This window comes from Kosmotoga pacifica, from assembly GCF_001027025.1.
GTDB lineage: Bacteria > Thermotogota > Thermotogae > Petrotogales > Kosmotogaceae > Kosmotoga_B > Kosmotoga_B pacifica.
This window is the reverse complement of record NZ_CP011232.1, coordinates 198,044-211,556: the sequence shown is the minus strand read 5'-3', so window position 1 is coordinate 211,556 and position 13,513 is coordinate 198,044. Positions and strand designations below refer to the sequence as shown.

Annotated in this window: 11 protein-coding genes and 2 pseudogenes; 4 read left to right on the top strand and 9 right to left on the bottom strand. The window is 35.0% G+C overall.

Annotation, left to right across the window (positions count from 1 at the left end; all coding sequences use genetic code 11):
• Positions 1 to 207: 207 nt before the first annotated feature.
• Positions 208 to 1,734 (bottom strand): hypothetical protein, encoded by a 1,527-nt coding sequence (locus tag IX53_RS01045; RefSeq protein ID WP_156173070.1) that lies wholly within the window; start codon positions 1,732 to 1,734, stop codon positions 208 to 210.
• Positions 1,735 to 2,175: 441 nt separating this feature from the next.
• Between IX53_RS01045 and IX53_RS01040 the strand changes: the two genes are divergently transcribed.
• Positions 2,176 to 3,657 (top strand): hypothetical protein, encoded by a 1,482-nt coding sequence (locus IX53_RS01040; RefSeq protein ID WP_047753773.1) that lies wholly within the window; start codon positions 2,176 to 2,178, stop codon positions 3,655 to 3,657.
• A 374-nt stretch (positions 3,658 to 4,031) separates the two neighbouring features.
• Positions 4,032 to 5,186: a deoxyguanosinetriphosphate triphosphohydrolase family protein gene (locus tag IX53_RS01035; protein WP_047753772.1), complete on the top strand. Its 1,155-nt coding sequence runs from the start codon at positions 4,032 to 4,034 to the stop codon at positions 5,184 to 5,186.
• Positions 5,187 to 5,293: 107 nt separating this feature from the next.
• On the opposite strand, the gene IX53_RS01030 is transcribed toward IX53_RS01035, so the two are convergent.
• The 6 genes from IX53_RS01030 to IX53_RS11090 all read right to left on the bottom strand — a co-directional run bounded on the left by IX53_RS01030 (position 5,294) and on the right by IX53_RS11090 (position 10,410).
• Entirely contained in the window at positions 5,294 to 6,679 is a 1,386-nt protein-coding gene (locus IX53_RS01030; protein WP_047753771.1) for an MATE family efflux transporter, read from the bottom strand.
• On the bottom strand, positions 6,679 to 7,851 hold the full coding sequence (gene rfbB, locus IX53_RS01025) for a dTDP-glucose 4,6-dehydratase (protein ID WP_047753770.1): 1,173 nt from the start codon (positions 7,849 to 7,851) through the stop codon (positions 6,679 to 6,681). The genes IX53_RS01030 and rfbB overlap by 1 nt, the downstream gene beginning before the upstream one ends.
• A 56-nt stretch (positions 7,852 to 7,907) precedes the next feature.
• A complete protein-coding gene (locus tag IX53_RS01020) occupies positions 7,908 to 8,249 on the bottom strand; it encodes a four helix bundle protein (protein ID WP_053001084.1) in 342 nt (113 codons plus the stop codon).
• Between the two features lie 146 nt (positions 8,250 to 8,395).
• A complete protein-coding gene (gene rfbD / locus IX53_RS01015; RefSeq protein ID WP_047753769.1) occupies positions 8,396 to 9,328 on the bottom strand; it encodes a dTDP-4-dehydrorhamnose reductase in 933 nt (310 codons plus the stop codon).
• A gap of 192 nt (positions 9,329 to 9,520) precedes the next feature.
• A complete protein-coding gene (rfbC, locus tag IX53_RS01010; protein ID WP_047753768.1) occupies positions 9,521 to 10,090 on the bottom strand; it encodes a dTDP-4-dehydrorhamnose 3,5-epimerase in 570 nt (189 codons plus the stop codon).
• A 29-nt stretch (positions 10,091 to 10,119) separates the two neighbouring features.
• Positions 10,120 to 10,410 (bottom strand): four helix bundle protein, encoded by a 291-nt coding sequence (locus IX53_RS11090; protein ID WP_082128426.1) that lies wholly within the window; start codon positions 10,408 to 10,410, stop codon positions 10,120 to 10,122.
• Positions 10,411 to 10,492: 82 nt separating this feature from the next.
• On the opposite strand from IX53_RS11090, the pseudogene IX53_RS11080 reads away from it, so the two are divergent.
• A pseudogene (locus IX53_RS11080) lies at positions 10,493 to 10,930 on the top strand (IS701-like element ISKol8 family transposase); the annotation flags it as partial.
• A 26-nt stretch (positions 10,931 to 10,956) separates the two neighbouring features.
• Here IX53_RS11080 and IX53_RS01005 read toward each other — a convergent pair.
• Entirely contained in the window at positions 10,957 to 11,940 is a 984-nt protein-coding gene (locus IX53_RS01005) for an STELLO glycosyltransferase family protein (RefSeq protein ID WP_047753767.1), read from the bottom strand.
• The gene (locus IX53_RS01000; RefSeq protein WP_047753766.1) at positions 11,941 to 12,969 is read right to left on the bottom strand and encodes a hypothetical protein; all 1,029 of its coding nucleotides are present in this window, start codon (positions 12,967 to 12,969) and stop codon (positions 11,941 to 11,943) included.
• 208 nt (positions 12,970 to 13,177) lie between these two features.
• Here IX53_RS01000 and IX53_RS11075 point away from each other — a divergent pair.
• Positions 13,178 to 13,467 (top strand): annotated as a pseudogene (locus IX53_RS11075) (IS701-like element ISKol8 family transposase); the annotation flags it as partial.
• Positions 13,468 to 13,513: the final 46 nt, after the last annotated feature.

The following is a 13,513-nucleotide window of genomic DNA, read 5'->3' as shown; positions in this document are numbered from 1 at the left end:
ACAACCAAAAAAAGGTGTCTGTCCCCATTTTCCACGATATAAGATCAATTTCATTGCTCACTAAAAATATAATTTAAAATGCGAAGCTAAGTAACGAATTTTTGCCTTGGACAAAATCATAGCTAGAATTAATTCCTTGAAAGAAATCATCAGATCTCTAAGAAAAACTAGACAAGAGATAAGCAACTTCTTCACCTAAAGTATTTTTTATAGTGCTGATATCATGAAAATGTCTCTTGACACAGCTATTCCTTTAACTTGCTTATCTGCTGAAAGGAGGATTGCATTTTCCTTAATACACGTTTCAATAATCAAATCATCTTTTTGTTGCGATGTTAGATTTTTGAATTTATTGGGATTGAATTCGCCTACTTCCTTAAGTTTAATTCTGCTAATTGAGGCAAATTTGGCAAGTCTCTCAAATTCTTTCTTTCCTCCTTTGGTATCACATTCATATCTAACTATGCCCGGTATTAAGATGGTGAAGTCCTCAAAAAATCTACTTTTTTCAAGGTCTTTCCCAAGTAATCCTCTATTTATTATGTTGCTATCTGGAATTATAAATCCACAATAATACCGTAGAGTAAAGTTAAGTTCTTTTAAAGGTTTTTTGCACTGTGGGCATCTAGCAGCAAATCCTTCTTCATTGGTTGTGAAAAAAACGGCTTTTGAAATTGCACCACAAGATGGGCAAACAATTGAAAGGACTCTTATGTCTAATTTACCCTCATCGAAATTTCTTTTAAAATCTTCGGATAACAGATTTTCTCTTATTGGAGGGGTGGCTTTTTTTACCTTGTCTCTAGATCCTTCAATTCTTCGTATTGGTGAAAAAGATCTTTTAATAAACCACGGCCATTCTTTACCTGAAGCATGCCACGCTTCAACCCATTCCATAGTTTTTTTGTTCCCTGCATTTCCAGAACCTACGGAAAGTCCGTTTATTTTGAATGCTGGATCTTCATTAATTTTCTTTATAACAAATTCTCTGCTCCTTTTTGCAAGTACAGATGCTATCTTTGCTTCAAGGTAGGTATCATCAGACTTTTGAGAAACAATGATTTCAGCTCCCTGCTTTTCTAAAAAGTTTAGGAATCTCTTTAAAGTTGATCCTACTCCATAATCGTCAATCACAATTCTACACTTAAAGATGTCGATTTTTCTGAAAAAGGAAGCTAATATTCTCTGATATACTATATCCATGATTTTGTTTAGATTGTATCTGTCCACATGCCAAGGCGGTATCTTTTCTTCAAGAAATTCTACCCCTTCGTTGATAAAAGAGGAGATTTTTCTGAAAATATCATCCCAATAGTCAAAAGTATGAGATTTCTTTGTGTCTGCTGTGTTGACTAACTCATATAGCGTGTGAAAAAGCTCAGCAGGAATAAGTACGCCAACAAGATGTATATGTCCAATGAGTTCTCCTTTACCTGTTTCATCAAGTCCTATTAAAAATTCTTTCGACGGATGGATAAAAATAGGTCCAACAATCTTGTCGACATAATCCCAAGCTTCTTTCACTGCGAAATCTTCGGAATTTGAAGGGGTACTGTATAGAGTTCCTTTCTTATAATAAATAAATGTGCTATCCGAAAATTTTACTCGCCATATCTCAGATGGAGAAGAAACAGATCTTTCTTCTCCTCCCATTTGTAGCAAATACTCTTTGATTTTTTCTGCTTTTTCATTTTCTGAAATTACCCACTTGCGGTCTCTCATTTTGTTTTTCACCTAAGTTTGTTCGTGAACATAATTCAAAATTTATTTATATTACGTTTTTAATATACTCTAAAAAACCGAATTTTGTCAAATTTTATTTAAAAAAACCGGCTATAACTGATGTCGACACCAGGGAGAGGGGGTCATTTTTATTTGACCATATACAAAGCTCCAAGTACTATTTCTTGACCCTACCTGTAATTGTTTATTTGTGCATAATCACTTACTAAAAAATAATTAACACCACCTATTATTGTAACATACTGAGAATATATGAATTAAACTATGTTTATATAAGGTAAAATTGGATAGTTAGGAGAAAGTAAGGACTTTAAATCTTGATTATCAAAGGCGTCAGCGAAGAGGATAGCCATACATGTTTTTATTTGAAGTGAGAAATTGCGATTCGTATTTGCATAAAATGCTAGTTAACCTGAGGAGGGCTGATGTGATATGGAAAAATGGTTTGCAATCCCTATCATTATTTTATGGTGGCTTCTGACGCTTCCCACTCCGATCAATCCTTTTCCCACTAATAATACTGAAGAGGTTAGCATTACTCTGGAATTGGACTGGGAAATGAGCCATGCATATCTTGGTTCTCCAAGTTATCGGGTATATCTGTGGGAAAGTGGAAAACCTTCTAAGCTTGTCGGTGAAACCAAGAACACAAATTTCAAGCCAGGAACGCTCGAATACAACACGTGGTATTCCTGGAAAGTAGAAGCAGTTGACGGTAAAAAGAAAAAGTTCGGTGAAACTTGGAACTTCAAAACTTTGAGCCAACCGAGAATTATAAAGCATAAATTATTGAATCTTGGCAATGACCTAATAGTTCGAGACATGAAAGCCACTCCAGATGGAGGGTTTATTTTAGTAGGCGATGCGGTATTTGAAAACGATAGCAGAGATATATTTGTCGCAAAAATCAATCGCTCACTGGAGATTGAATGGAAAACCATAATCAATGAACCATTGGCTAATGATTTCGCTTTTAGTGTACTGGTTAAAAATTCAAGGTACATTTTAGTTGGATGCAAGGTAATTCAAGGCAAAAAAGATGCCATTTTAATTGAGATCGATAGAAATGGAAACTTAGTTAAAAAGCAGGTCTTTGAAGGCAAAAATTCAGACTGCTTTACTTCTATTGCTAATACAAAAGATGGAGGATACGCAGTAGCAGGCTGGACATATTCGAACCTGAATAATCTTTCGGATGAAGATAAAAGAAAGATCTGGGTTATCAAGTTTGATGCTTATGGAAACATCCAATGGCAAAGACTGTACGGCGACCACTGGGCAAATAGCGCTAAGTATATCGAACAAACAAAAGATGGAGGCTTCATAATCACCGGATGGATCAATTACGACAAAGAAGCTGAGTTTGGCGGCAATGATGATATCTATATTCTCAAAACAGACAAAAACGGAAACCCCATTTGGGAATACAAAACCGGTGGAGAATATCAAGACACTGGAAATAAGGTTATACAAACTGATGATAGAGGCTTTTTAGTTCTAGCGACCACATCACAACTTAAAAACAACAAGCTTAGTTTCAAAGTCTCAAAAGGTGTCTTATTAATAAAATTAAATAGTTATGGCAGAGAGTTCTGGAGAAAAACTTTCGAAGGAGAAGGTAATGTTGAAGCTCTTGACATTATAAAAGTCGAGAATAATAACTATGCATTCATTGGAAATACTACATCTGACTCAAATAGTAATAGTACTCAAAAATTGTGGCTTGTCAACATTGACGACTCTGGAAACATCAATTGGCAAAAAACAGAGGAAACAAGAAGTAATTTCTCTGGCACTTGCGTTCTCTATACTGGTAAAGGGGAGTATGTAATAACCGGATACAGCTTCGATGGTTTTGATTTACTTACTGACGCATGGATCAGGAAGTTAGGACCATATATATCTTACAAGTAAAAAGAACCATTTATTCATGTTTTTGGTTCTGAATCACGAACAAAATCCTAAAACAGATAAGTCACATAAAGAAAAAATGAGGACTGTCCCATTGTTGTATACTGTCCTCATTTTCTTATTCCGTCGCAGGCGCACGACGGTGACGAAGTCACACACGGCCTGGGCGAAGCCCAGCATAACCGCTGCGGAGCAGCGCACAGCCAGTTGCAACTTTTGTAAATATTGGTGTCTGTCCCTATCCTATTCCTATTTATTTTCCATTTTCAGAGAGGGTAATTTTATACATACCTTACTTTATAAGTTATCAATTTGATTTAAATAAGTGAAATATGTATAATAAAATTAACATTACAATTGGATGAAGGGGGGATAGAATGAGCGAAGGTCTTAATAATCCGATAGCAGATTCTATACTTAAGAAGAGAAAAAAAGAAAGACCGTTTGATATCAGAGGTGCGTATTTTAGAGATCAAACAGCCATAATACATTCAATGGGTTTTAGAAGGTTAAAAAACAAGACACAAGTGTTTTATTCTCCACAAAACGATCACATATGTACTAGAATTGAACATGTTCTTCATGTATCGACGATAGCCTCAAGTATCTGTAAAGGATTACATTTGAATATTGAATTAGCTCAAGCAATAGCGCTTGGTCATGATATTGGCCATGCACCATTTGGACATGCGGGAGAGGCAAAGTTGGATGAACTAATGATCCAACATAATGCTGGACATTTTTATCATGAAGTGAATAGCTTGCGTGTTCTAGATTATCTAGATAATTATGGTAAGGGGTTAAATCTTACCTATGCTGTAAGAGATGGAATAATTTCTCATTGTGGAGAGAATTTTGAGCAATATGTTGAGATTTGTTCTGAAAAGAAAAAACTTGGACAAATAGAAAATAGAAATACTAATCCAGTAACATATGAAGGAGCTGTCGTTCGTTTGGCTGATAAGATAGCATATCTAGGTAGAGATATTGAAGATGCTATTGTGGCTGGATTGATCAAAGATAGTGATGTTCCTAAAAAGGTAAGAACCCTTTTAGGGAAAAAGAATGGAGAAATAATTGATACTTTGGTAAAAGATGTGATTGAACATTCTAGAGTTAAAGGCAAGATAGGTCTTTCATCTGAAAAATATGAATTGATGGTAAAGTTAAAAGACTTTAACTACAAATGCATATATAAACATCCTAGAACCATAAAAATGAATCAAGAAGCTCAAAACATCATAGAAGAATTATTCAATGGTTTATTGGAAAAGATTAAATTGTATGGATTACAAACAGACTGCTATGATAAAGATAAAAATCTCGCAGTAAAAACATTTGGAAGGTTTATACTAAAACGTATTAATTTGTATAGGGAAGAACTTAAGAAGTTGCAACTTTCAGTTCCTAGTGAATCTTTCATGGTAAGAGTTTTAACTGATTATATATCTGGAATGACTGATAGTTATGTAATAAAACAGCTTAGGTTATTAAAACCAGAACTTAAGGCAGATATCGCTCCTATATTCTAATTCACAATAGTGACTAAGCCGTACAGGTAAAAAAGTAACAGGTGTTTTAATAGCTTTACCTCAGCAATTTTGTTTAACCATATAAATTATGGTAACGATTAATTTATTCATCGCTTTTTGAGTGGTTTCAATATCTTTGATATGAGTTCGGTGAGTTCGCTTTTATAGAATATACACGTAATTGCTAGTACACCGATAATATATAGTGGAAGTCCAAACCACAAGTAAGTCATTCTCGTGGTAATAAAGAAAACCGCAAGGAATAAAACAAGATAGATTATCTCTTTAAAGCTTGTTTGTGCTCCTCTGAAATCCTTTGATGAGTAAAAGAACCAGAAATAGAAAGCAACGGTTGTTGCCAATGCTATAGTTATATTTGACTTGTTGACAAGGACTGCTACCAAATTAAGCGAAAAAGAAACAGCTGCCATTCCAATGACCGTAAAGAAATACTTTTTTTCAACTTTTTGAGCTTTGTAAAGATTTACGTAGATAGCATTGATCACAGCAATTGCTGGAAATCCTGCAAAAAGAATAGCTATAACACCCAAGGAAGGAGAATAATTTGGAAGATATGACCGAACAACAATATCAAAGAAGAAATAAGTCACAGAGGACAAAGCTCCGAGAATCATCAAATATGTTTTAAGTTTATTGATAAGTTCCTGATTATCTTTCTCGCGAACAAGCATAGGATAAAAAGTCATAGCAACAGAAGAAATAAGAATCATAACCATACCCATCATTGATACCGCGAAAGAATAATAGGAAAAATCTTCAGTAGTCAATAGAAACTTTACAAACCACCTATCCATTGAATAAAAAAACATACTGGACAGATTACCTATCATAATAAATATTCCAACACTAATATTCGAGAAATTATTCTTGGACAAAACAGGAGAATTTCCCACGTTCTTAAACTGTTTAACTTGTCGAAATAGTAACACAGAAAAAATCATATACGGAACAATTACCGAAGCGGCAATGAAAAATGCAGCACTTTTTTCTCTGACCAAAAAGATAAGAATTAAGGTTGATGTCAAAAGCAAAACAGGTCTTAGTGAATTTATCTTTGCATATGAACTGAAATCACCAGTTGCCTGGTATAAAAATTTGTAGAACGTAATAAGATTTATTGGCAAAATAGAAAGCGAAACTGATATGAGCAGAGGTTGATCAACCAAGTAAGCTAAAATAACCCAAATAACTGTGATAAGACTTTGAAAGCTTAACAAAAACAACCATTCCGATTTCAGGTCACTCTTGGGAATCTCGTTAGGTCTGATCCCACCATATTTTATATAAATCCCGTCAATAAATCCAAAATGAAGAATACCAACATAGCCCACATAAAGACCAAAAGTTTTATATATAGCGTACTGCTCAATTCCCAAGAATTTTGGAATAAGAAATCCATTAATTATCCCTACAACTAGAACTAGGAAATTTGAACTAAAGACTTTGAAGAGGTCGAAAACTACATTGGACACTAACGTGAACTCCTTTCAACACTTCCTCTTCGTTTCAAGTAATTCTTCTCATAAAACTCCAAATATTCTCCTGATATAACTCTTTCCATCCATTGTTGATTTTCTAAATACCACTGAATGGTCATTACAATTCCTTCATCAAACATTATTTCAGGTTTCCAGCCAAGCCCATCTTTGATCTTTGTTGGATCAATTCCATATCTTCTATCATGTCCGGGTCTATCTTTTACGTGAGTGATAAGTTCTTCACTTATCTCTTTATCTCCGGTTTCCTCTCGAAGGATTTTGATGATTTTCTTCACTATATAAATATTTTCTTTCTCATTATGTCCACCAATATTGTAAACTTCTCCGATTCTTCCTTTTTCAAAGACCATATCTATTGCCCTGCAGTGATCTTCAACATAGAGCCAGTCTCGTATTTGTTTACCGTCTCCGTAGACTGGTAGTGGCTTGTGATTAAGTGCATTGTATATCATAAGTGGAATCAGCTTCTCTGGGAACTGGTATGGTCCGTAATTATTGGAACACCTGGTTATATTTATAGGCATTCCATAAGTATCATGATATGCTTTGACAATTAAATCTGCTGAAGCTTTTGAAGCTGAGTACGGACTATGAGGATCCAATGGAGTTTCTTCTGTAAAATAACCGGTCGGTCCTAAAGAGCCATAGACTTCGTCGGTGGAAACTTGTAAGAATTTCTTATCTTGTTGCCAGTTGCCAGTTGATAGTTGCCAGTGTTTTTTTGCAACATCTAATAGATTCTGTGTACCCAATATGTTTGTTTTTAAGAAAATCTGGGGATCATGGATTGATCTATCCACATGAGATTCAGCTGCGAAATTGATTACACCATCGATTTTATATTCTTCAAAGATGGCATTAACGAGGTCAGAGTCGCATATGTCGCCTTTAATAAATATAAAGTTGTCAGTTGTAAGTTGATAGTTGTTAGTTTTGTTTTGTTGCTGGTTGCTAGTTGTTAGTTGCTGGCCATAAAAAAATGGTTCTGGCTTTGTATCACCGAGTATATCTTTCAAGTTTTCGAGATTGCCAGCATATGTAAGTTTGTCCAGTCCAATTATTTTTCTATCTTGATACTTCTTGAGATAGTACTTTACAAAATTAGTTCCAATAAATCCCGCACAACCTGTTACGAGAATGGTCATTTAGTTATCCCCCCCAGTGAATCAAAGTTGACAGTTTATAGTTGCTAGTTGATAGTTTATCTTAGATCGTGATTTTTTCTCAGTGATGCAATTGTTCCATTTATCATTTTCATTAGTTCTTCTAGCTTATTTCCAATACTAATGGTGGTTTCTTCATCAATATATTTTAATTCTTTTGCCACTTCTAGTTGAGTAATTACTTCCCCTAAGGAACCGCGAGCTAAATGGAGAAACTGCAGGAACTCTTTCTTGTATTGTCTTAATGCACCTTCAGCTATATTTGATGGAACAGAAACCATAGCTCTTTGTATTTGAGAACTTAAGCCAAATGTCTCATTCTTAGGGAATTTTTCGGTAATCGCATATATTGTTTTAGTTAGCTCAATTCTTTTTTCCAAATCTGTAGATCTCTAAAATCTCCCACTGATTATCCTCCAACATCTACTAATACAATCTCTATCGTTTGTCAACTATCAACAATCTTCTAACAACTTCTATCTATCTATTTTATCTAACAACTACCAACTATCATCTATCAACTAATTCATACTGCTCCAGTCTCCTTCAAAAACCTATCCACTGCATTTTTCCAATCTGGCATTTCGATATTTACTGTTTCTTTCAAACCAAAATTACTAAGCTTTGAATATTTTGGTCTTTTAGCAGGAAAATCAAAATCTTTCTGCTTTGCAGGAAGCAGTTTCCCGTGCCATCCAATCTTTTCTAATATATAGCTTGCGTATTCATATCTTGAACATTCGCCTTCATTAGAAATATGATATAACCCATAAGCACGCTTATTTATAATGGTCCATGTTGCCTGTGCGAGATCTACTGTATATGTCGGGACCGATATTTCATCAGTTACTATTTTAAGTTCTCCATTTTTTTGCGCCCATTCCAAAACTTTTTTAGCAAAGTTAATGTTTCCCGCACCAAATACCCAACTTGTTCGGATAAGTATAAACTTTCCTCCTGTTTGTACTAGCAGCTTTTCCCCTAAAAATTTACTTTCACCGTACCGTGATAATGGGTTTGGGAGATCAAATATAGTGTAGGGCTCCTTTTTATTACCATCGAATACATAATCAGTTGAATAGTGTACGAGAATAGCATTTAACTCATTTGCCACAATCGCAAGATTTCTTACCCCAACCCCATTTATTGTATACGCTTTTTCCCATTCAACTTCAGCTTTGTCAACAGCATTGTAAGCAGCACAGTTAATTATTACGTCAGGTTTGATGTCTGTTGCCAGCTTTCGAATTGATTGGAGGTCGGTAATGTCTAAGTGTAATAGTTGTTGGTCGCCAGTTGATAGTTGCTGATTGTTAGAACGTTGCTCGCCGCTGGCTGCTTGCTGTGTGCCGCCCGCTGTAATAAAATCAGTCGCAACACAATCGATTCCTTCTCTATCAAAGAGCTTCTGAAAATCTTTTCCAAGCTGTCCGTTGGCACCAGTAATTAGAATTCGCATGGAATCACTCCTTAGTTGCTGGTTGACAGTTGCTAGTTGTCAATAAGATCTCTTAACTGTTGTTAGTTGTTGGTTGATAGTTGTCAGTTTTCAGGTATAAAGACAAATTGAATTTATTCTATCAAAAGATCTCTTTATTTCTAACAACCTTCAAACAAATATTATTTAACGTCTTTTTCTAACAACCATCAACTAATAACTATCAACTTTCTTCAAATCTCTAAGCCTTGGCAATTTCCTATCTTTTTCCGAAAGGATTGGTTCTGTAATTCCATATTCTTCAAGTGGCCATTCTATACCAATATCCGGATCGTTCCAGATTAAACCAGCATCGTATTCAGGATAATAATAATCTGTACATTTATATAAGAAATCTGCTTCTTCCGAAAGTACCAGAAAACCATGAGCAAATCTTTCAGGAACATAAAACATTCTTTTATTCTCTTCTGAGAGAATAACACCAAACCATTTTCCAAAAGTTTTAGAGTTTTTTCTCAAATCAACAGCAACATCATATACTATTCCTCTAATAACTCTAACCAATTTTCCCTGAGGATGCTTTGCTTGAAAATGCAAACCTCTCAAAACCCCTTTTCTTGAATGAGAGTGGTTGTCCTGAACAAATTCCATATTTAAACCGATTTCTTCAAATTCTTTCTTGTTGTATGATTCCATAAAAAATCCCCTATGATCTCCAAAAACAGCCGGTTCAATAATATATAAATCGGGAATGGGTGTTGAAATGAGTTTGAATTTTGACAACGCTATCGCTCCTTTCTGGTTATCGGTTCCTAGTTCTTTGTTCCTGGCAGGGTACCTTTTAGTGAAGTAATAAGAGCATTTAAGTCTCTTGCCAAAATCTCACAAGATCCTAGTAATTCTTTACAAACTGCAGCATTAAGAAGCGTAGTTTCACGTGCTAACTCGATTTGTGTAATAAGTTCATACAATGAACCTCTGGCAAGGTATATGAAATGGATGAACTCTTTCTTATGCTGTCTTCCACGTCTTTTTTGAATTGTCTCAACAAAGTTGCTTGCTTCAAGTAGACTATCACGAATTCTGGTATCAAGCCATGCCATATGTTAGCCAAACAGTTCAACTTTAGGTTTTCGCATCTTAATTATATGGGAGCTCCTTGCTCTAAAAACCCAAGCAGAAAACAGGGGTGTAACCCTATTTGTTGCTGAAATTCCAACCCACCAAGCAAAGATGAAGATAGTCATTGACAACAGTGATAAAAATGAAGGATCGAGAATCATTCTTTGTAGCGATATGGATATGGCAGAGTATGAAATACTCGATCATTACAGTAAAAGAGAGACTGTCAAAGAATACTTCAAATAGACAAAAGGTATTCTAGATTTGAAAACACGGGTCTATTCACAATGCTCTACCGAAAAACACAGTGAAATAGCGGTTCTTTATTTCACAGCCATGATGATAGCGAGATACAATATGAATGTCAAAGACCGAATTAGATTCGGGCAATTCATTGAACAACAGGTAGAACAACATTATCTAGAAATAGCATTCTTTGGCGTATTTACCTTATTTGTCCGTAATCCTAAGGCGTTCTTTAGTTCCCTTTCTGGGTTACTTAGTTTACCGCGTAGTTTGGGATACAGCTATATTTCGCTAACATCACGTAACCAAAGTTCTAATAATTCTAATTCTTCAATAGGAACGATTTTTTCTTTATAGAGCTTTTCGTAAGCTGACAATAAGTTATCGTTTATCGTTTTAGACGAGCTAATTCCTTTAGACACAATTTCCACTATCTTACCAGCATTTAGATAAACAGGGATTTCAGATTCAAAATCTTTTAGGTAGTTGTGGACATTTCTTTCTTGGTATACAGTTGCTTGACAAAAGCCGAGAGTATATCCTTTCGTCCACATAATTGGTTGGGCTACAAATCCTCGCAGAATATCGGTAAATCGAAAAGAAACATATGCAGGTAGATACAAGAGAGGAAAAAGTTCTGCTCTGAACGCAGTATTTTGTGAGTTAAAAGGGCAAATAGATCCGGATTTTAAAACTATTGGGGGTTCTTTCTTGAAAATGATTTTAGAGTTATTGGTCAGCCTATATATTGCATCAACATCAGGATCATTGTCTGCTAAACCTTGCCAGACACCTATCTTATGTTTCTCAATTTTTAAGTCGGCTTTCTCGATTTTGGAAGTAGGAGAAGTTATAAGTTCAAGATCAAACCCCCGAGGCCAAACAGATTTTTCAGTAAAGTAGCTGTACACATTTTTGAAACCTGTTTCACAAACAGTTAAAAATCTTCCTTCGAATTCTGGAAAGCAGTAGTTCGGATATGGTATATTATCATCATCTGTGTCAATAATTATAGATGCGCCAGCCTTCATTGCAACTAAGTAACCTATCATTTTTCTAGAATAATGGTTCCAAGGCAACCTTTTGAGAATATTTAGACCAAGTTGTTTTTGTCTATTGGGAGAGTAATAGTCTACACCATCAAAATTCCAATCGTTTGGTGTTTTCGTATCTCCAATAACAATAACTTTTGCTTTAGTAGAAGCAAAAGTTTTTATTGCTTCTGATGGGGGGAAAATCGTTGTGATTACTATATATTGGTTCATTTATTCACCTCCTAGTAAAAAAGTTTTCAAGGCTGTGTTCAAAAGTTCTGTAAGTTCTTTGGCTCTTACACTTGTAAGGTGCATTTTGCTGAAATTCCTTAAAGAATCATAATATGAAGGGCCATTATTAAGTCCTTCTAAAACTAAGTCCCTAAATTCATTGTACGAGTTGGGAATCTGACAAACCTTGTTCACTCCACAAAAAGCAAAATCTTTATTTCGGGGATATCGACCAACCATGAAGCAATAACTCACAGCACTTTCAAAAAAACGGGGCGTTACGGGATTGAAACCGCCAGTATTCCTTGAATTATCCATTCCAGGAGATGAAACTAAACTTACTTTACACTGTGATAGCAGTTTCATATAGCTCTTTCGATCATTAAAACTGCCCATTAATCCATTTCGAGTTGACTGATAATGCAAAACACCGTTTATATTTTTCTGAAACACGTACTCTATTTTTGGAAATTCTTCGGTTAACTTTAGCGCCCATTCATGAAGAAGCGGATTTTTTCGTCCTATTTGAATTATATCTATAGACTTCGATGGGGCGTCATTAGTGAACCATTTGTCTGAAACCGAAAGAGGAAGATATAGCAATTCTGGATGTTTGCCACCAAGCTCATGATATATACCCTGCAGGAAATCTATTACTTCAAAAGACGTAAGAATAATTATTTTGGCCGAAGAGTAGTTTCTTAAAAAAAACTTTATATGATGTTTCCAAAAATCTATGATGATAGGAATTACAGTTTTCTGTCTGTCCATTGCGAAATATCTTCCTTGTAAAGGCGACATCAAGAAAACTAAACTCATGCTTGATTTTAAATTCTGATGTAGTCTCCAAAGATAGTTAGTAGGCAAATATCGATTAAAAACATATTTTGAAAACCTATCTTTAAAAGGTGAGAGAGGCTTTAAGGATGCTCCAAATTCTCTCGAAAAAATATCTTCCCATTCATACACAACTTGCCAGAAATGCCAAGTTTCAAAATTTCTTCTTGTTAGGATATTAGAGATTTTCATTATTATGTTTCACTCCCTAAACACATATTTATTATTCCCAGATCCATTTCATTAGCATTTATTATTATGATAAATTTGCTTTGTTTGAATGAACATACTTTAATTTTCTTGAAATTATTTTTTGCTGAGAGGAATATCATCAAACACAACAAGTGGAGATTCCCATATCCAAAACTAAGCTGCTAAGACTTCTGAACTTATATAAAGAAGTTTTTCCGCGTCTGAACACAAAACACTACTACTCAATTACGTCAAAGGGCTTGCTATATATTATTTCAAGAGCCCCAGTTCCATAGATAGGAAGATGGAACATTCTCAATTATCCCTTTCCTGATTATTTTAAAGGACCACAAAAGCTACCACCAAAGAACTGACAGGCAATAAGTTAGGCTTCATTCGGAGCTTTTTCTCAAACAACGAGTATGAGCCCAAATACATAATATCTAACAAGACTGTTATTCAGAGATATGGCTTAAGATAGAGAACCTTGGCAAATACTGTCTTACATGGCGGAGAAGATAGTGAGTCAATATAACAACTCTTT